Source organism: Marinobacter subterrani, assembly GCF_001045555.1.
In the GTDB taxonomy this organism is placed as follows: Bacteria; Pseudomonadota; Gammaproteobacteria; order Pseudomonadales; family Oleiphilaceae; genus Marinobacter; species Marinobacter subterrani.
The window spans coordinates 456,084-473,936 of sequence record NZ_LFBU01000001.1; the positions used below are offsets into that span (position 1 = coordinate 456,084).

Consider the following 17,853-nt stretch of genomic DNA (forward strand, 5'->3'; position numbering starts at 1 on the left):
GGTCCAGGTTCAGCCTTTCAACTGATCACCCACCGGCAAGCGCCTGATTCGCTTGCCCGTTGCAGCGTAAATCGCATTGCACAGCGCCGGTGCCACGGGAGGCAGGCCGGGCTCGCCGACACCACCCATGGCGTCCGTGGGGTTGTCGATCAGGTGCACCCTGACAACCCCGGGTGCGTCCGGCATTCGCGGTATCAGGTAGTTGTTGAAGTTATCCTGCTGGGCAACGCCATCCTTGAAGGTCACTTCCGATTTCAGCCCGATACCGATGCCCATCACACAGGCGCCCTCGAGTTGTGACCGGATCCGCTCAGGATTGGCCTGGGGCCCGCAGTCGAACGCGATGTCGGCGCGGTGGATGGTCAGGTCACCCTTGTCGTCGACTTCCACATCGAAAACAATGGCCGTGTAGGACACGAAGCTGTGGTGGAAGGCCAGGCCAAGGCCGCGGCCCTTGCCGGGTTTCTGTCCCCAGCCGGCTTCCTCCGTTGCGCGCTCGATTACCCGGCGCATCCTGGCCACATCGATCGGGTACAGGTCCGGGTTTTCCCCGTAGTTCCAGCCGTCGCCTACGGACAGGTTCTGTATCTGCCGGCCGGGGCCGAGCAGATCCAGCACATAATCCCGGTGGTCCTTGCCGGCCGCTTCCGCCATTTCATGGGCGAAACTCTGGATCGCCCAGGCGTGGGGCAGGTTGTAGACCGAGCGGAACCAGCCAATGCGAACGTAGGCCGGCGCGGGTGGGTTTTCCAGCCGGATGGCGGGAATGTCGAAGGGCATGGTGTTGAAACCCATACCCTGCTCGAATTCCTGTATGTGCTCCGGGTCCGGCGCAAACAGCGAGGCGATACTGGGAGACAGTGTCCGATGGCGCCAACTGGTGGCTTTGCCATCGGCATCCAGGCCGGCATCCAGGTGGTCGACGGAGACCGCATGGAAGTAGGCGTGGTGAATATCGTCTTCCCGTGACCATTGCAGCCGGACCGGACGGCCCTTGACTGCATCGGCGATTATCGCCGCCTCGGTCACGAAATCAGGCTTCGACTTGCGGCCGAAACCACCACCAAGAAGGGTAACGTGCACCGTTACCTTTTCCTTGTCCAGGCCCAGCCGCCCGGCAACGCCTTCCCGGGTGGCCCGGGGATTCTGGACCGGGGCCCAGACTTCCGCCTTCCCATCCTTGACTCGAACCGTGGCCACGGGTGGTTCCATCGGTGCCTGCGCCATGTGGGGCATGTAATAGGTGGCCGATACCCGCTTGGCAGCAGCTTGCAGGGCTGCCTCGACATCGCCGCCGTTCTCCCGGATGACCTTTCCGGGGGATTGCGCCGCCTTTTCCAGCGACTGCCTGTAGGCCTCGGTGGTATAACCGGCGTTGTCTCCGGCCGGGCCATTATCCCACTCAATTTTCAGGGCCTTGCGCCCCTCCATGGCGGCCCAGGTGTTGGAGGCCACGACGGCGACCCCGCCAAGCGGGCTGAATCCGGCAGGCTGACTGGCGCCCTCGATCTGCATCACTTTCTGCACACCGATGACTTTCAACGCGGCGCTGTCGTCCACGCTTTTCACCTTGGCGCCATAAACGGGAGGGCGGGCAATGACCGCATAGAGCGTGTCTTCAAAATCAACGTCGGCACCGTAAATCGCCTTGCCGGTAACAATATCTTCGCCATCGATGGCTTTCGGGTAAGCGGATTTCAGCTCACCGTTGATCAGCCCTGATTCCTTGCCAATGAAACGCAGCTCGCTGTCGGCCTTGAGAACCAGATCATTGCGGCCGGGCACGTCCAGTTCCCTGGCAGCCTTGGCCAGTTCGCCAAACCCGAGCTCCCGGCCGGAGGCCTCGTGAACCACCTTGTGCACACGGGTTTCCACTTCGTGGACGGGAACACCCCACAGGTTGGCGGCGGCCTGTTCAAGCATCATCCTGGCTGCAGCTCCGGCACGGCGCATGGGGTCGTACCAGTGGCGCATGCTGCGGGAGCCATCGGTGTTCTGGTTGCCGTACTTTTCCTGGTTGGCATCGGCCTGCTCGACCTTCACCCGATCCCAGTCCGCACCCAGTTCGTCTGCGCCAACCATGATCAGGCTGGTGCGGATACCCTGGCCCATTTCGGACCGGTTGTTGACGATGGTCACCGTGCCATCCGGTGCGATGTGAATGAAGACGTTGGGGTTGTCGACCCAGCCACCGGGCATGGCGCTGGCGCCGAAGCGGTCTTTCTCACTGGCATCTGCCAGATCCCAGCGGGCGGCCAACACCAGGGCCGACGCACCCGCAAGCCCTTTGAGGAGGCCGCGCCGGCTGACATTGGCGAGTAACAGAGTGTCGTCTGACCGCCTCATGAACTCACCTCCTTGCCTGCTGCCCGCTCTATCGCCGCGAGAATCCGGTTGTAGGTGCCACAACGGCACAGGTTGCCGGCCATTGCATCAACGATTTCCTGGGTTTTCGGCTCCGGTGTCTGCTTGAGCAGTGAGGTGGCGTTCATGATCTGACCGCCCTGGCAATAGCCACACTGGGCCACCCCCAGATCAAGCCAGGCCTGCTGAACCTTGCTGCCGACCGGATCCTCGGCCATGGCTTCAATTGTCTGGATTTCTCCGGCCACCGTGGAAACGGGTGTCACGCAGGAACGGATGGCGGTGCCTGCCATGTGGACAGTACAGGCGCCACACTGGGCAATGCCGCAGCCGAACTTGGTGCCTTTCATTCCCAGCACATCGCGGATAACCCACAGCAGGGGCATGGTGTCGGGAACGTCGAGCTCGTGTTGCTCGCCATTGATCGTAAGGGTAACCATAGCGTCCTCTTGTCGGTCTGTGTTTCGTTGTCCTTCACTGTAGCCCTACGAACGCAAAAGACAAAAAGAGCAATCTGGATGAAAGGTAATGAAAACCTTTGGCTCCACGCCTCGGGCGTGGGCTATAGTGGGCGCCGGAAACACCAGAAGAAGAGGATACGGATGGACGCCATTAATCCCACCCCAGACCAGCTTCAAAAGGTCCTTGCGGATACGCCAAAAAACCAGCCAGTGGTCATGCTGAACCTGCTGCGGTTCCGCGAGCGGGCAAATTACACGGAAGACGCACCGGAGCGGTCTGGCCGCGAGGCCTACACGCTCTACATGGAAGAGGCGGCCGCCTGTGTGAAATCAGTCGGTGCCGAAGTTATCTGGTCCGGCCGGAGTGTTGGTTCCCTGATCGCGCCTCCGGACGAATCCTGGGACCAGGTGCTGCTGGTTCGCTACCCGTCGATCGATGCCTTCATGGCCATGATCGAAAGCCCGGAGTACAAGGGCGTGGTAAAGCACCGCACTGCAGCACTTAAGGATTCACGGCTGGTGGCGAACGTCGAGGGCGAAAACCGGGCGGGTTCGGCCTAGAAACCGGCCTGCTGGATAGCCATGTAGCTGAGGGTGCCCGCGGCAATGGAGAGCAGGGCATTCCGTCGCCACAGGTGTATAGCCACCACCAGCAAACCGGGCAGCAGGGCATCGAAACCCGCCCAGGCCCCGGTCCAGTCTGCCGAGCGCTGCAAAAACACTGTGGCCAGCAGTGCCATCACGGCAGCTGGCAGGTACCGCCCGAGATGGCGAACCAGTGGATGATCTGTGTGGCGCTCAAAGAACAGGAACGGAATTACCCGCGTGGCAAAGGTGGCAACCGCCGCTACCGCAACGAACGCGGCAAGATAACCCGATTCACCCATGCCTTCCTTCCTCCTGTAATCCCTGACTGCGCACTTTCCGGTACTCGATAAGCAATACGCCGGTTACCAGGGCAATGGCGCCAATCAATTGATGCGCCGGTGGCAGTAGCAGCATTGCAATGCCGGCTGCACCGGCTCCCAGCCAGATCGGAAATCCCTCGCCAAGGGCCCGGAGCTGTTCCAGGGTCAGCACGACAAACAGGGCAACCAGCGCGAATTCAATGCCGGTGCTGTCGAAAGCGACATTGTCGCCGAGCAGGGCCCCCAGGGCGCAGCCGGCCACCCAATAGCATTGATTGAAGCCGGTGATCCTGAAGTCCACTTCCTGCTCATGCCCCCGGTCTGGCCCCCTGGGGCGACTGGTGAGCAGTGAATAGGTTTCATCGGTCAAGCCGAATATCAGGTAAAGCTTGCGCCAGCCGGCCCCGCGAAACTGCCCGAGCAGCGACAGACCGTAGAACAGATGGCGGGCATTGAGCACAAACATCGCCACGAACACTTCCAGCAGCCCCGCGTTCACGGCCAGCAGGCTGACCGCCAGGATCTGGCCGGCTCCGGCATAAATCAGGATTCCCATCAATGGCGCGGCCCACCAGGCATAATCCAGTTGGGTGGCAAACAGCACGCCAAACGCCATGCCCAGCGGAAGATAGCCGAACAGGATTGGGAGGGTGAGGCGGAAAACGGACTGATTCATTAGCATCCAAACGGTCTGAAAGCGGCGATCATAGTGAATTTTCCGGTTTTTTTGAAGTGGTTAACGTTTTTGGTGGGGGTGGGTGATGAGTACTTGGCACACCGGCCGCAATAAAAGTGTCATAAATCCGGCATACCATCCGCGGCATAGCCCGCTGCTGGAGTTGTCATGTTTGCCACGGTAAGAACCCGCATCCTGTTTTTCGCCTTCCTGTCAGTCGTCGCGCTTGCCGGCCTGGCGGCGCTGTCGTGGAGTATCATTCTGAAGGCGGAGGCGGCCTCGGAAACCCTGGTCCGGAATAACCTTAACGAAACCTGGCTTCTGGCGGATCTCGAGCAGGATCACCGGCACCTCCAGGACCTGGCCTACAAGATCAAGGCTCAACTCCTTCTCTGGGATGAAATCGAAACCGAATTCAGCCGTCTGGAAACCGCGTTGCCCGAGCATTGGCAAGGCCTGGCGGCGAACCAAGGCTTGAGCAACTGGGTAGAAGAACATCAGGTGGATTTCGAGCGGGTTAAGGCCCTGCTGGCAAAAATGAAGCAGGGCATTGGTGAAAAAAGTTATTACCGTGTCGGTCAGGTAGTGGATTTCGACCTGTTTCCCGCCATAGAGCCAATGCTTCAGGCGATTGCTGCGCGCCAGAGCCGGAGCCGTCAATCGGTTTCTGCCGGTGCCGATGAGCTGCTGGCATTTCTGTCGGAGCAGCAGGGTTTCCTGATAGCCGGCTCGGTCTCTTTCCTGTTGGTTGTAGTGGCTATGACCTTGTGGTTGAGACAGTCCGTGATCCTTCGCCTTCAGGGTATGGAGCGGGACCTGGTGGCCATGGAGAAAAACGCCGACCTCACCGGCGTGCCCGTTCTCAAAGGACGGGATGAAGTCGCCGGGGTCGCAAAGGCCCTGGGTGGACTGGTTTCCCGTTTCGAGCATTTCATCGGCGATATTCGCTCTGCTGCCGGAGGGTTGGATGAACGCTCCGGAGCATTGGATACTGGTGCGGAATCGCTTCAGGAAGCATCCGAAAAGACCCGGAAGCAGATTCATGACCTCAGCCAGTCGATGGTGGCCATCGCTGACCAGGCGTCTGCCATTGAGCGTGCGACGGAGCAATCCGCCCAAACCGTGAACACGGCGGTGGCTGCAAACCAGGAAGTCCAGCACCGGCTCACCACCAGCGAAGCGGCGGCGGAGCACACGGTAGAGGTAATTTCCCGGGTCTCCGGCTCTATTCATGCCCTGAGCGAGTCGACAGGCAAGATAGAGCAAGTGATCGGCGTGATCGCCGATATCGCGGAGCAGACCAACCTGCTGGCCCTCAACGCGGCGATTGAGGCGGCTCGGGCCGGCGAGCATGGCCGGGGCTTTGCCGTGGTGGCCGACGAAGTCCGGACGCTCTCCCGGCGCACCTCGGATTCCACCCGGGACATTTCCCAGTGGGTACAGGATCTGGTCTCCGGGGTCGGCAGCGTCGATGCCTTGCTGGATGAGATGCGCGACGCCGGTACCAACAATCAGGACCACCTGGGCGCGCTCAAGGCCCATCTGGCAACCCTCAAAGGCCAGTTCGTCAGTCTTGAGAGCCACAGTGCCGAGATCAGTGCTTCCGTGGCACTGCAGCGGGATGAGATTGGCCGGGTTGGCCGCCGTTCAGGCGCACTGGATGAGAGCGCCGATTTCCTGATCCGGAGTGTCGAGCACACCCGGACCATCAGCGAGGCACTGCGGCAGGAATCGGTGTCTATGCGACAACTGATCGCGCGGTTCAGAACGGCTGAACCCACCGCCTGACAGCATTATGGAGGATGGATCCGCTCCGTCGGGCTTCTACCTGGTCATCATTATCCCTACTATGGTGGCTCCACAGGAGGTAGCATGACAGAGAGCAGCGAACAACAGTCCCAGCCAGATCCCAGAGAGGAGAAGTTCACTGTTGACACGGATTTGCTGACGGAAGACCAGCTTCTGGGCCTGGTTGAAGAGTATTGCACCCGATACCACGGGCTGAATGACGCCGAGAACCCCTTCGCGGAACGGAATCTTGTGATGGCTGCAGTTCGCCGGGGCGATCTGGTGGTCTGGTTTGATCCGGTAGAAAATACCGCGGGCCTGGGTGTGCCGGCTTAGGCGTCAGGTCTGTCACGGTATTTGGCTTTGCACCTACCCGGGGCCTGAACTAAACGTTACAATCGCGCTGTTTTCCCGAAAGCCGTGTGCGAGGTGAATTTTGATCAGGGTATTGGTTGTTGATGACCATGAGCTGGTGAGATCCGGTATTACCCGGATGCTGGCCGATAACCCGGACATTGAAGTCATCGGGCAGGCGTCATCCGGAGAAGACGCTATCGATTTCGTGCGCCAGCAGCGCCCGGACATCGTGCTGATGGACATCCGCATGCCCGGCATCGGCGGTCTTGAGGCAACCCGCCGCATTCTCCGGATCGATGATTCCATTCGCGTGATCGTGGTCACTGCCTGCGCGGATGATCCCTATCCGACACGCGTTATGCAAAGCGGTGCGACTGCCTACATTACCAAAGGCGCAGACATCAAAGAGATGGTTCGTGCCATCCGGATGGCGCACACGGGGCAGCGTTATATCAGCCCGGAAATCGCCCAGAAAATGGCGCTGAAGCAGCTCGGTGGTAATGATCGCGACGAAGACGGTGAGCTGTCGCTGTTCGAGCGGCTTTCCGAGCGGGAAATGCAGATCGCCATGATGGTGGTGGATTGCCAGAAGGTGCAGGATATTTCCGACAAGCTGTGCTTGAGCCCGAAGACGGTCAACAGCTACCGCTACCGGATATTCGAGAAGCTGGAAATCTCCAGTGATGTAGAACTGGCCCTGATGGCAGTGCGGCTCGGGTTGCTTGATGCCGACAAGGTCTGACCCTGAAAGCACAACGATCAGGGAGTTTGACAGCAAGAGCTTCCTGAAACAGCTTACCGAACGGCCCGGCGTCTACCGAATGTACGATGACGGTAGCTCGGTTCTGTATGTGGGTAAGGCCCGCAACCTGAAAAAGCGGGTTGGCAGCTACTTCCGCAAGACCGGCCTGGCGCCGAAAACCGAAGCACTGGTCGCGAAAATCGCCTCGATCGAGATAACGATTACCGGCAGTGAAACCGAGGCGCTGCTGCTTGAGCAGAACCTTATCAAATCGTTACGGCCGCCCTATAACATCCTGCTCCGTGACGATAAATCCTATCCCTATATCTACCTGTCGTCCCACAGTGACTACCCCTCGCTGACGTTTCGGCGCGGGCGTACGAAGAAGGGGGGCGGCACCTGGTTCGGGCCGTTTCCCAGCTCCGGTGCGGTCAAGGAAAGCCTTAACATTCTACAAAAGGTTTTCCGCATAAGATCCTGTAGTGAAAGCTATTTTCGAAACAGAACGCGGCCCTGCCTGCAATACCAGATTAACCGGTGCACCGCGCCCTGTGTGGGCTTTATCAGTCCGGAGGAATACCAGCAGGATATCCGCCACGCCAGCATGTTTCTGGAGGGCAAGAACCCTGCGATCATCCATGACCTGATGAACGCCATGGAGGCGGCCTCGAAGAATCTCGAGTTTGAAAAGGCCGCCGCCTACCGGGACCAGATCAACCATCTGCGCCACGTGCAGGAACAGCAATCAGTGGATGGCGAAGGCGGCGACGCGGATGTCATCGCCATTGCCCAGGATGCGGGGGTGGTCTGCATCGTGGTGATCATCGTGCGTGGCGGCCGCGTGCTGGGCACCAAGGACTACTTTCCCCGGTATTCCATTGAACAGACCGAGGGCGAACTGCTCAGCGCCTTCCTCGGGCAGTACTATTTCGGCGGCAATACCCGCCGGGAAATTCCCCGGGATGTCCTGGTGCCGGTTGAAGTAGAAGGCCAGGAGTTGCTTGCCCAGGCCCTGACGGAGTCCGCGAACCGGGAAACGCGGATTCGGGGTAATGTCCGGGGCGAGCGCCGTCGCTGGCTGGAGCTCGCCATGACCAACGCCCGCCAGACCCTGCTTACGCACCTTGCCAGCAAAGAGACGGTATACAGGCGCCTGCTGGCCCTGCGGGATCTGCTAGAGCTTGCGGAGACGCCCTCTCGCATGGAGTGTTTTGATATCAGTCACAGCCATGGGGAAAATACCGTCGCATCCTGCGTGGTTTTCGATGAGAATGGCCCCCTGAAGAGCGATTACCGGCTTTACAACATTGAAGGTGTGACTGCCGGTGATGACTACGCAGCGATGCGCCAGGTACTCTCGCGCCGCTACAAGCGGATGGTGGCCGGGGAGGGCAAACGCCCGGACCTGGTGTTCATTGACGGTGGTAAAGGGCAGTTGAACATTGCCCGGGAAGTGTTTGATGAGCTTGAGATTTCCGATATCCCGCTGATCGGCGTCGCCAAGGGCGTGACTCGCCGGGCAGGGATGGAGCAGCTCATTGATGCCATGACCGGCGATGTGTTCCGGGTGCCGGCGGATTCGCCCGCACTGCACCTGATCCAGCATATCCGGGATGAGTCCCACCGGTTTGCGATCACCGGGCACCGGGCGCGGCGCGATAAAAAGCGCCGGCAGTCTACACTGGAAGGCATAGAAGGCGTCGGGCCGAAGAAGCGCCGCGACCTGATACGTTATTTCGGCGGCATACAGGAAATCCGCAAAGCCGGGGTTGATGAGATGGCCAAGGTGCCGGGCATCAGCAAATCACTGGCAGAAACCATCTACGCAGCATTGCACGACGAGTAAGGACAGCATGAACCTACCCAACATCCTCACACTCTCCCGCATCATCATGATCCCGGTGTTCGTGGTGATCTTCTACCTGCCGGTGGAGTGGAGTTACCTGGTGAGCGCCGCGCTATTCGGGCTTGCCGCCGCCACCGACTGGCTGGACGGGTACCTGGCCCGGAAACTGGACCAGAGCACGCCATTTGGTGCCTTCCTCGATCCCGTCGCCGACAAACTGATGGTGGCCGTGGCCCTGGCCGTTCTGATCGAGGAACATTCGGCGATTCTGCTGACCATCCCGGCTACCGTGATCATTGGCCGGGAAATTGTGATCTCCGCCCTGCGGGAGTGGATGGCGGAAATTGGCAGCCGCTCGAGCGTGGCGGTGTCCTATATCGGCAAGATCAAGACGACGGCGCAGATGGCCGCCATTGTGGGGCTGCTGGCGTTCCCCCCAGGAGTGCTCTGGTCAGATATTGCACTGGTGCTGCTCTACATTGCCGCCATTCTCACCCTGTGGTCCATGGGGCTCTATCTCAGGGCTGCGTGGGATGATCTTTTTCCGGCCGAGACGAAAGGTCGCACGCCGTAACCCAGGCGGTCACCTGGTCTGACAGCCGGTTGCCCGCGACGCCGAATGCCTCAACCACCTGTTCGATGCCGGTGCCGGCGGCCGGCTCCATGATGCTGAAACTGTGATTACACAGGCTGGCCCGGGAACGGTTCCGGATGAGCTGCGCGTGCAACTCGATGATTGCCCGGGGCTCGCTCTCAGGATTTTCGGTGTGAAAGGCGGATAGTTCGCTGATCAGGGTGAGCTCGGCGGGTGCCGCACTGGAATCGGTGATTACGCTGGCAAATCCTGCGCTGTCTCTCAGCCCTTCGACCAGCGCGTCGCGAACCACAACGGTTGCGGTGTCACGCCAGCGAACGTTCTCGTACGCCCGGAATTCCCAGCGGTTGGGTTTTGCCAGTATTCGGGAACTGTTAAAGGGCGCCGAGGCGAAAGGCGTATCAACACGCAAGGCTTCCTCGAAACGCTGGTCTGACCGGCGGGCCGGTTCCGACACCGCAATCTCCATTACCCGAGGCGGCTCGGGGTTCGGAAATACCGTGCAGCCGCCTGTAAGGGCCGTGGTCAGGAGTAGCGCGAACTTTATGATCACCGTTTTCCTCACTGTGGCAGCTCCTTCATGGTGTCGGTTCCGAACAGGATAGCCGAGGGGTCATTCTCGATACGCTGGCTGAACTGGTTGAGGTTCCGCAGCGTCGCCCTGAGCTCCCGCAGTGCTGGCGCCAACTCGCCCATGCCTTGCAGGCCCGCGTCGATCGCGCCCTCGTTGGCCCGGCTCAGGCGGTCGATCCGGGCTATGGTGGTATAGATGACGTCCAGGGCCTTATCCATGGATTCCAGAACCTGGCGCCCATCGGTCTGCAGCAACTCATTGGCGTTGTCAGAGACCCGGGAAACCTTGATGGCCGCTTCCTCGGCCCTGCGCCCGGCGGCATCAAACTGGTCCAACAGGGAGGCCAACTCATCACGGCGGGCGAGCAGGGCATCGGTCGCCTCGCGGGTGTTCTGTAATATGGCGGTGAGGTTCCCGATATTATGGGCAGACATCAGCCGGTTGGCCTTGGTAAGCAGCTCATCAGCTTTGAAAAGAAGCTGCTCGCTGTTGGCCAGAATACTGTTGAACGCCGAGGGCTCTGCCTGAATCACCGGCGGGTTGTCCCGGTCGCCTTCCAGCGTCGGCTGCCCCGGGCTGCCGCCACTGAACTGAATATTCATGCTGCCGGTAATGTTTGCCAGGACCAGCCCCGCCCTGGTGTTCTCGCGGATCGGTATTGTCTGGTCAACGCGCACCAGTACCCGCACATGGGCAGGGTTGTCCGGGTCCAGCTTCATCTGCAGAACATCACCAACCTGTACGCCGCTGTACAGCACGGGGTTACCTTCTGACAGGCCGCTGACCGCATGATCAAAGACAATCTCATAATACGCCCAATCACGATCTGCCGAGGACTTCGACAGCCACAGGGAAAAGATCAGCGCTGCCGCGAAGGCAACAAGGGTAAACAGGCCAATGATCAGGTGATGGGCCCTTGGCTCCATGGTCACTACTCCTGAATCCGTGTGGGCGACTGGTTCCGGAATGCGTAGCTCGCAGCCCTGCCGCGGGGGCCGTTAAAGTAATCCTGGATCCATTCATCGTCCGTGGCGGCGACAGCCTCAAGAGTATCAGCTACAAGCACCCGGCGCTGTGACAGGACTGCAACCCTGTCACAGGTTGAGTAAAGGGTGTCCAGATCATGGGTCACCAGAAAAACGGTGAGCCCCAGGGCATCCCGGAGGGTAACAATCAGTCGGTCGAAGGCGGCAGCGCCGATGGGGTCGAGCCCCGCCGTGGGCTCATCCAGAAACAGGATTTCCGGATCCAGAGCCAGAGCCCGCGCCAGGCTGGCCCGCTTGACCATGCCTCCGGACAGTTCCGCCGGGTATTTGGCGGCGGCCTCCGGCGGCAGCCCGGTCAGAGCCAGCTTCATCCGGGCCAGCTGTTCCGCCTCGGACCTTTTCAGGCCGGCATGTTCGATCAGGGGCACGGCGATATTCTCCTGAAGGTTCAGGGAAGTGAACAGCGCACCACCCTGAAACAGAACACCAAACCGTTGCTCGACCCTGGAACGATCGCGGGCCGAGAGTTGAATGAGATCTTCACCAAACACCCGGATATGGCCGGAAGAGGGCGTGTGGAGCCCGACGATACTTCTCAGAAGTACCGTTTTGCCGGTACCCGAGCCGCCGACCACCCCCAGGATTTCACCCTGGAGCAGATCGAGCTCCAGGTTTTCATGAACCACATGCTCGCCAAACCGGTTGCGCAACTCACGGACTTCGATAACCGGGGCCACGGCCATACCTACCACCCCATTTCCATAAAGAATAGTGCGCCAATGGAATCCAGCAGGATAACCATAAAGATCGACTGCACCACGCTTGAGGTTGTGTGTTCGCCAACCGACTGGGCACTGCCGGCTACCTTGAACCCTTCCAGACAGCCGATAACGGCAATCAGGAAGGCAAAGATCGGCGCCTTGGCCAGACCGACCCAGAAATGCTGCAAGGGAATGCCCTGCTCAACAACCGCCATGAACTGCGTGGTTGAAATATCCAACACCAGGGCACAGACCATGGCACCGCCCGCCATCCCTGAAATCATACCCACAAAGGTCAGAATCGGCAGACTGATCATCATGGCCATCACTCGTGGCAGAACCAGCAGTTCAATAGGATTGAGCCCGAGAGTGCGAATGGCGTCCAGCTCCTCATTAACCTTCATGGCCCCGATATGCGCCGTAAACGCGCTGGCGGTGCGCCCGGCCAGAAGGATGGCCGCAAGCAGAACACCGAACTCCCGCAGGAACGAGAAGGCCACCAGGTTCACGGTATAGATGGTTGCGCCAAAGTTTTCCAGCACTGTGGCTCCGAGAAACGCAACCACGGCACCCACCAGGAAAGTCAGCAGGGCAACGATCGGCAAGGCATTCAGCCCGGTCTCATGAATCGCCGCTACAAACGGTGTCATTCGCCAGCGCCAGGGCCGGGGCAGGTTCCAGGCCAGGGTCGCCAGAGTCTGGCCAATAAAGCCGGTGAGAATCCACAGAAGGCGGCAGATGCTTTCCACCTTCTCGCCCGTTCCCATGACAAAACTGGTAATCAGGGAAGGTGCGGCACGCTCTGGTGCGGGCTGATCTTTCATGGCACGGCAGACGGCTTCAACCAGGGCCGATTTTTCCTGTGACAGGGCATTCCGCCCTGAGACAGCTTCCAGCAAACGCTCCGGGCCGAGCAGGGCGGCGAGCAATGAGGCACCCGCGGTATCGATGCGGTTGAGCCCGGACAAATCGATCCTCAGCCCCTGCAGATCGGTCGCAGCCAACCCGGTTTTTAACGATTTGAGCTGGCGGTAGTGGCTCAACAACCAGTCCCCGGTGATCCGAACGGTGCCAGCATCGCGCGAGATGGACCCCGGAACAGCCGAAGCTGAGAGTGAATGAGTCTGCTTTTCGGCGATGGAGCTGGGCACGTTGCGTTCAATCCATGAGTGATTTAACTGGCCAGCCATCAGCTTAGAGACTCGGATGGCTCCCTGCCAGTCCCCGATGGAGTGATTCGTCCGGAGATTGAGAGATTGGCCAAACTTTGTCCACAAAGTCCGTTAAAACAAAAACTTGATAAAAAAGTATTGACGCCCGAACGGTAATCCGTAGAATACGCAGCCGTTGACGAGGCAATGCTTCGGCAGCAAAGAGCGGGAATAGCTCAGTTGGTAGAGCACAACCTTGCCAAGGTTGGGGTCGCGAGTTCGAATCTCGTTTCCCGCTCCAATTTCAAGTCTCTCAATGCCCACCTGAGAGCACAAAGATCCGATCCCTTCGGTCTTTTCCGGCGCGGTGGCAGAGTGGTTATGCAGCGGACTGCAACTCCGTGTACGCCGGTTCGATTCCGACCCGCGCCTCCATTATTTTCTCGTTTCTCATTCACTTGAAGATTTCAGGCCAAGGCCGGTGTCTCATTGGCGACATCGATTCACCGAAGAATAGATCATTCCCATTCTCAAGCAAGTCGGGCGTCTATACCAAAGAAAACCGCCGCGTTCACCAACGGTTCATCCTCACTGATAAGTTGAGCCTGGTGATGTTCTGCGCATGCCAAGTGAAGTGCATCCAACGTTCTCAAGCTTGTCTTCCTTGTGCCAATCCAGTGGCTGGCCCGTTGATAGTGGGCTGTTTCAATGGGGCACAGGCTGAAGCGGCCATGGCTAACATCATCATGGAAAGCACTTTCGATCCGGTTCGCCTGGGGTTCACTGAGCTCGCCCATCCGAACCCATCGGGCCAGCGCGCTTGCCACCTCAACTTTCGTCAGATGACTGATAAGAACCGGCTGGGTTTGCGACTCAAGCAATGCCTGAACACGATCGCTGGCATGTTCTTGTCTATAGTAGGGGAGAACGGCGCTGGTATCGAAGTACAACATTAATAGCGCTCTTCATCTCTGAGTTCCCGCACCGCATGGGCAGAGCTTTCCCGGACCGGTGGCAGAGATGCCCTGAGTTCCGAACGGTTTGGAAACTGAATCTTTTCGGGCAAGGCTGCGGTCAGGCGTGCGGCAGGTTTACCGTGGCGCAGAATTACAACCTCTTCTCCTGCGGCCACAGCGTCCAAAAGATTTGAGAGCTTTTCCCGAGTTTCTCGAACATTGATCGTCTGCATGATTCTCACCCTATTCGTGTACACAATGAGTGTACTCTTGGTAGAAGTTCCATAGCAATCAGGTCCGTTGGAGATTTTTCGGTTTTATCTAACTCACTTGATCAACCGATAATGATTCCGCATGGCCTGCGTTTCATGGCCACCTTTGTCGTTTTACCCCTGGCTCAGAACTCCTCGCCAACCAGCAATCAAAAAGCGCCAAGAAAGGTCTCGAAATCCCGCTCGACACATTCCGCATAGTGGTTGGCGATGGCCATGACCAGGGTGGCGAATTCGTCCTCCCGGCCTTCCGTCGATTGACTCAGGCTTTCCTCGAAAAGGAACGGCTGGTCCGGGTTGAGGTAACGGCTGGCACGTTTGTGTTCAGTGGCCAGAACCTCACCCCAGGTAGCCGCCATCTTGTAGAAGTGTTTCTCTTTGTCGATTTTATGGGTTTTGAAATCCTTCTTGAACGGCGACCGCTCCCTCACCGAAAAAACCATACCGTCGAGTTCAAGCCAGCCAAGGTGGCTGTCAGGGTGCTCCGCCATGGCCTCAAATGCCGCCAAATGCCGGATGCCCTCATTCTGATAGACCTTTTGATAGCCTTCCCGCTCTGCATCGGTCATGGCATTGAGCAATGAGGGGCCGCGTTGTTGCTTCAGGTCCAGGATTATGTCGTCATCCTGTGATCCTTCTTTGCCTTCGATCAGGATATAGAACCGCTTGTTGGCAAGGGAGCTGGTGCCAGCGTTCATGCGTCGGGCCGCGTCTTTGACCCGATAGACGCAGCTTTCATCATCCTTCATCCGCTCCTGTCGATAAGTCTCGAATGCCTCAAGCAGAGCCTTCCGGTCGGTGGGCGACAAGCGTTTGAGCTTCGGGTTGGTGGCGTCCAGTACCCGCTTGCCATTTTTCTGCAGACGGGTCCACTTATCCAGCATCTGCTTGCGGCCTTTCTTCTTGGCGACCTTTTTCAGGAACTTTTTCAGAGGTTTGCCCGTTGTATCCGCGGTGAAATGAACCTCCTGACCCAGGTCATCCTCGTGATAACGGGTCGCTGTTTCGAGGTAGCCTTTTGCAAGTGCTTCCAGCGCCTTGGTACAAGTGGGGCCATCAAAGATGCCATTGCCGCGGGTGTCGAGCACCAGGCTGACAGCCAGTCGCCACAGGTCGTATTGATAATCAGACACGACGGCGTCATCGAAGTCATCCAGGCCGTAAACCACCTCGCCGTCGTGGTTGCCAAATGCGCCGAAGTTGTAAACATGGGCATCGCCCTGGATCCAGCTCTGATTCCCGGACCACCCACCGAACAAAGCGAATCGCCAGTCGTTGTACATATCCTGCCAGAACAGGTGGCTGGTTCCCCTGAAAAACCGATACGGGGATTCAGACATGGCCTGGAATTTTTTCTTCCGGGCAGCGGTATCAAGCCCCACATTATTGTTGGTGATGGCCTGGATAACCTGTTGAGCTCGGTTGTGGAGCGTAAGCTCTTTGATCATAGGGAACTCATACTGAATGAATTTATCAATTAATTGAAAACGATAGTTTGCGAGCCTAACACGGACCTGCTGTCCGGGCTCAACCAACCCTGCTTTGTTATTAACCTCCAGGCCAGTCGCGGCTTTCGACCCAACCAGTTTTCTATCGTCTGGCGTCACCTCGGCCGGATATGCTTCAATGATCAGTAACTAGTCAAGTCAGCCGGCAAGGCTGGTTTTGATACCTCGGCGCCTGGTCAACAACAATGAGCACAGACGATAAGATGGGCAAACGCCGGCGCTCTGCTCTACGTGGCCGTCAACTGGAACCGGCGGTACTGTCGGAGCTGCGGGACCTGATCGGTGACGAACGTGTCGATTCGTCATTGCGCCACCGCGATCGCCTTATCGAGCACCTGCATGCACTGCAGGACGCAGACGGTTACCTCTCCATGCCCCGCCTTCGGGCCCTTGCGGCTTTCATGAACCTGCCCATGGCCGCCATTTATGAAACGGCCACGTTCTACGCCCATTTCGACGTCATTCACGACGAACAAACCCCACCGCCGGATATAACTCTGCGGGTGTGTGATTCGCTGTCGTGCCAATTGGCGGGGGCGGAAGCGCTGCATCAAGCGCTGTCTGAAGGGGCTGATCCCGAAGCCGTGAGAGTGCTGCGTGCGCCCTGCATGGGGCGCTGCGACACGGCGCCAGTGGTGGAAGTCGGCCATCATCACGTTTGCCATGCCAACGCCGAGAATGTGGGAGCTGCGGTAGAGCAGGGCCAGATTCAACCGGAAGAAATCCAATGGCAAGGCCTGGCGGATTATCGTTCAGCCGGCGGTTATGGACTGCTGGCCGATTGCCATGAAGGCCGGGTGAGCGTCGAATCGCTGGCGAAGGAACTCGAGCATGCGGGCCTGCGCGGCCTGGGCGGCGCGGGATTTCCAACCTTCCGAAAATGGCAGGCCGTGCGGGCGGAGCCGGGCCCACGCTACGCGGTGATCAATGCCGACGAGGGCGAGCCGGGCACCTTCAAAGATCGCTATTACCTGGAACGTGCCCCCCACGTCTTCCTGGAAGGTGCACTGGTTAGCGCCTGGGCGGTTGAGGCGAAGGCCCTCTACATATACTTGCGGGACGAGTATCCCGGCCTGCACCGTGTGCTGAAGGAGGCCATTGCCGAGCTGGAATCAGCCGAAATCGTTGAACAGGGCTTCGTGATCCTGCGCCGGGGCGCGGGTGCCTATATCTGTGGCGAGGAATCCGCCCTGATCGAGTCCCTGGAAGGCAAGCCGGGCAAGCCACGACATCGCCCGCCGTTCGTTGCCCAGAAAGGACTGTTTGGCCAGCCCACCCTGGTTAACAACGTCGAGACCGTTTACTGGATTCCCCGCATCCACGCCCAGGGCGCCGACTGGTTCGCCAGCCAGGGTCGGCATGGTCGCAAGGGGCTTCGCAGCTTTTCGGTGTCCGGTCGGGTCGCGCGGCCGGGTGTGCATGTCGCACCCGCTGGCATCACCCTCAATGAATTGATCGAGGAATACTGCGGCGGCATGGCCGAAGGGCATCGCCTGCTGGCTTATCTGCCCGGCGGGGCATCCGGTGGCATACTGCCGGCCAGCAAAGCTGATATTCCCTTGGATTTCGACACCCTGCAGGAGCACGGCTGCTTCATCGGCTCTGCTGCCGTGATCGTTCTGTCGGATCAGGACGATTTGCAGGCTGCGGCTGCCAACCTGTTGGGCTTCTTCGCGGACGAATCCTGCGGCCAGTGCACGCCCTGCCGTGTGGGCACCGAGAAAATGCTCACTTTGCTGGAGCGGGATACCTGGGATGAGCAGACGCTGCAGCAACTGGCCAAAGTGATGGCGGATGCGTCCATTTGTGGTCTGGGCCAGGCGGCCCCAAATCCGGTGCTGAGCCTGCTGCGCGATTTCCGCAGTGAACTTGCCAGCCAAAAACTGATTGCCAAAGGGTAGGGAGGCC

Annotated in this window: 18 protein-coding genes and 2 tRNA genes; 9 read left to right on the plus strand and 11 right to left on the minus strand. The window is 59.1% G+C overall.

Annotation, left to right across the window (positions count from 1 at the left end):
• Nucleotides 1–9: 9 nt before the first annotated feature.
• Nucleotides 10–2,346: a xanthine dehydrogenase family protein molybdopterin-binding subunit gene (locus tag msub_RS02190; RefSeq protein ID WP_048494509.1), complete on the minus strand. Its 2,337-nt coding sequence runs from the start codon at nt 2,344–2,346 to the stop codon at nt 10–12.
• Complete coding sequence (locus tag msub_RS02195) at nt 2,343–2,804, minus strand: (2Fe-2S)-binding protein (RefSeq protein ID WP_048494510.1); 462 nt, start codon at nt 2,802–2,804, stop codon at nt 2,343–2,345. Before msub_RS02195 ends, msub_RS02190 begins: the two co-directional genes overlap by 4 nt.
• Before the next feature lie 162 nt (nt 2,805–2,966).
• Between msub_RS02195 and msub_RS02200 the strand changes: the two genes are divergently transcribed.
• A complete protein-coding gene (locus tag msub_RS02200; RefSeq protein WP_048494511.1) occupies nt 2,967–3,386 on the plus strand; it encodes a DUF1330 domain-containing protein in 420 nt (139 codons plus the stop codon).
• On the opposite strand, the gene msub_RS02205 is transcribed toward msub_RS02200, so the two are convergent.
• On the minus strand, nt 3,383–3,712 hold the full coding sequence (locus tag msub_RS02205) for a branched-chain amino acid transporter permease (RefSeq protein ID WP_048494512.1): 330 nt from the start codon (nt 3,710–3,712) through the stop codon (nt 3,383–3,385). The two genes, msub_RS02200 and msub_RS02205, sit on opposite strands and share 4 nt — an antisense overlap.
• Nucleotides 3,705–4,409 (minus strand): AzlC family ABC transporter permease, encoded by a 705-nt coding sequence (locus msub_RS02210; RefSeq protein WP_048496924.1) that lies wholly within the window; start codon nt 4,407–4,409, stop codon nt 3,705–3,707. The genes msub_RS02205 and msub_RS02210 overlap by 8 nt, the downstream gene beginning before the upstream one ends.
• 168 nt (nt 4,410–4,577) lie before the next feature.
• Here msub_RS02210 and msub_RS02215 point away from each other — a divergent pair, with 168 nt between their 5' ends.
• The 5 genes from msub_RS02215 to pgsA all read left to right on the plus strand — a co-directional run bounded on the left by msub_RS02215 (nt 4,578) and on the right by pgsA (nt 9,716).
• A complete protein-coding gene (locus msub_RS02215; RefSeq protein WP_048494513.1) occupies nt 4,578–6,197 on the plus strand; it encodes a methyl-accepting chemotaxis protein in 1,620 nt (539 codons plus the stop codon).
• An 84-nt stretch (nt 6,198–6,281) separates the two neighbouring features.
• The gene (locus msub_RS02220) at nt 6,282–6,533 is read left to right on the plus strand and encodes a hypothetical protein (RefSeq protein ID WP_048494514.1); all 252 of its coding nucleotides are present in this window, start codon (nt 6,282–6,284) and stop codon (nt 6,531–6,533) included.
• 100 nt (nt 6,534–6,633) lie between these two features.
• A complete protein-coding gene (gene uvrY / locus msub_RS02225) occupies nt 6,634–7,296 on the plus strand; it encodes a UvrY/SirA/GacA family response regulator transcription factor (RefSeq protein ID WP_048494515.1) in 663 nt (220 codons plus the stop codon).
• Complete coding sequence (gene uvrC, locus msub_RS02230) at nt 7,280–9,142, plus strand: excinuclease ABC subunit UvrC (RefSeq protein WP_048494516.1); 1,863 nt, start codon at nt 7,280–7,282, stop codon at nt 9,140–9,142. The genes uvrY and uvrC overlap by 17 nt, the downstream gene beginning before the upstream one ends.
• Nucleotides 9,143–9,149: 7 nt before the next feature.
• On the plus strand, nt 9,150–9,716 hold the full coding sequence (gene pgsA, locus msub_RS02235) for a CDP-diacylglycerol--glycerol-3-phosphate 3-phosphatidyltransferase (RefSeq protein WP_048494517.1): 567 nt from the start codon (nt 9,150–9,152) through the stop codon (nt 9,714–9,716).
• Here pgsA and msub_RS02240 read toward each other — a convergent pair.
• Genes msub_RS02240 through msub_RS02255 form a run of 4 tightly spaced genes read right to left on the minus strand, consistent with a single transcriptional unit; the run spans nt 9,661 to nt 13,248 of the window.
• Nucleotides 9,661–10,290 carry an ABC-type transport auxiliary lipoprotein family protein gene (locus msub_RS02240; protein ID WP_156182710.1) on the minus strand — a complete coding sequence of 210 codons (630 nt, stop codon included), beginning with the start codon at nt 10,288–10,290 and terminating at the stop codon, nt 9,661–9,663. The two genes, pgsA and msub_RS02240, sit on opposite strands and share 56 nt — an antisense overlap.
• Before the next feature lie 8 nt (nt 10,291–10,298).
• Nucleotides 10,299–11,237, minus strand: a complete 939-nt coding sequence (locus msub_RS02245) for an MlaD family protein (protein WP_048494519.1) — start codon at nt 11,235–11,237, stop codon at nt 10,299–10,301.
• A gap of 5 nt (nt 11,238–11,242) precedes the next feature.
• Nucleotides 11,243–12,040 (minus strand): ABC transporter ATP-binding protein, encoded by a 798-nt coding sequence (locus msub_RS02250; RefSeq protein WP_048494520.1) that lies wholly within the window; start codon nt 12,038–12,040, stop codon nt 11,243–11,245.
• 2 nt (nt 12,041–12,042) lie between these two features.
• Nucleotides 12,043–13,248, minus strand: a complete 1,206-nt coding sequence (locus msub_RS02255; RefSeq protein WP_197083773.1) for an MlaE family ABC transporter permease — start codon at nt 13,246–13,248, stop codon at nt 12,043–12,045.
• A 186-nt stretch (nt 13,249–13,434) separates the two neighbouring features.
• Between msub_RS02255 and msub_RS02260 the strand changes: the two genes are divergently transcribed.
• Nucleotides 13,435–13,510 (plus strand) — tRNA-Gly (locus msub_RS02260).
• Between the two features lie 60 nt (nt 13,511–13,570).
• Nucleotides 13,571–13,644 (plus strand) — tRNA-Cys (locus msub_RS02265).
• Between the two features lie 95 nt (nt 13,645–13,739).
• On the opposite strand, the gene msub_RS02270 is transcribed toward msub_RS02265, so the two are convergent.
• The 3 genes from msub_RS02270 to msub_RS02280 form a co-directional block, all read right to left on the minus strand.
• Entirely contained in the window at nt 13,740–14,162 is a 423-nt protein-coding gene (locus tag msub_RS02270) for a type II toxin-antitoxin system VapC family toxin (protein WP_048494521.1), read from the minus strand.
• The gene (locus tag msub_RS02275) at nt 14,162–14,398 is read right to left on the minus strand and encodes a type II toxin-antitoxin system Phd/YefM family antitoxin (RefSeq protein ID WP_048494522.1); all 237 of its coding nucleotides are present in this window, start codon (nt 14,396–14,398) and stop codon (nt 14,162–14,164) included. Before msub_RS02275 ends, msub_RS02270 begins: the two co-directional genes overlap by 1 nt.
• 188 nt (nt 14,399–14,586) lie before the next feature.
• Entirely contained in the window at nt 14,587–15,885 is a 1,299-nt protein-coding gene (locus msub_RS02280) for a DUF2252 family protein (protein ID WP_048494523.1), read from the minus strand.
• Between the two features lie 245 nt (nt 15,886–16,130).
• Here msub_RS02280 and msub_RS02285 point away from each other — a divergent pair, with 245 nt between their 5' ends.
• Nucleotides 16,131–17,846 carry an NADH-ubiquinone oxidoreductase-F iron-sulfur binding region domain-containing protein gene (locus tag msub_RS02285; RefSeq protein WP_048494524.1) on the plus strand — a complete coding sequence of 572 codons (1,716 nt, stop codon included), beginning with the start codon at nt 16,131–16,133 and terminating at the stop codon, nt 17,844–17,846.
• Nucleotides 17,847–17,853: the final 7 nt, after the last annotated feature.

Coding starts and splice junctions, on each gene's coding strand:
- msub_RS02190 (WP_048494509.1), bottom strand. CDS start 2,346: ATGAGGCGGTCAGACGACACTCTGTTACTCGCCAATGTCAGCCGGCGC.
- msub_RS02195 (WP_048494510.1), bottom strand. CDS start 2,804: ATGGTTACCCTTACGATCAATGGCGAGCAACACGAGCTCGACGTTCCC.
- msub_RS02200 (WP_048494511.1), top strand. CDS start 2,967: ATGGACGCCATTAATCCCACCCCAGACCAGCTTCAAAAGGTCCTTGCG.
- msub_RS02205 (WP_048494512.1), bottom strand. CDS start 3,712: ATGGGTGAATCGGGTTATCTTGCCGCGTTCGTTGCGGTAGCGGCGGTT.
- msub_RS02210 (WP_048496924.1), bottom strand. CDS start 4,409: ATGAATCAGTCCGTTTTCCGCCTCACCCTCCCAATCCTGTTCGGCTAT.
- msub_RS02215 (WP_048494513.1), top strand. CDS start 4,578: ATGTTTGCCACGGTAAGAACCCGCATCCTGTTTTTCGCCTTCCTGTCA.
- msub_RS02220 (WP_048494514.1), top strand. CDS start 6,282: ATGACAGAGAGCAGCGAACAACAGTCCCAGCCAGATCCCAGAGAGGAG.
- uvrC (WP_048494516.1), top strand. CDS start 7,280: ATGCCGACAAGGTCTGACCCTGAAAGCACAACGATCAGGGAGTTTGAC.
- pgsA (WP_048494517.1), top strand. CDS start 9,150: ATGAACCTACCCAACATCCTCACACTCTCCCGCATCATCATGATCCCG.
- msub_RS02245 (WP_048494519.1), bottom strand. CDS start 11,237: ATGGAGCCAAGGGCCCATCACCTGATCATTGGCCTGTTTACCCTTGTT.
- msub_RS02250 (WP_048494520.1), bottom strand. CDS start 12,040: ATGGCCGTGGCCCCGGTTATCGAAGTCCGTGAGTTGCGCAACCGGTTT.
- msub_RS02255 (WP_197083773.1), bottom strand. CDS start 13,248: ATGGCTGGCCAGTTAAATCACTCATGGATTGAACGCAACGTGCCCAGC.
- msub_RS02270 (WP_048494521.1), bottom strand. CDS start 14,162: ATGTTGTACTTCGATACCAGCGCCGTTCTCCCCTACTATAGACAAGAA.
- msub_RS02275 (WP_048494522.1), bottom strand. CDS start 14,398: ATGCAGACGATCAATGTTCGAGAAACTCGGGAAAAGCTCTCAAATCTT.
- msub_RS02280 (WP_048494523.1), bottom strand. CDS start 15,885: ATGATCAAAGAGCTTACGCTCCACAACCGAGCTCAACAGGTTATCCAG.
- msub_RS02285 (WP_048494524.1), top strand. CDS start 16,131: ATGAGCACAGACGATAAGATGGGCAAACGCCGGCGCTCTGCTCTACGT.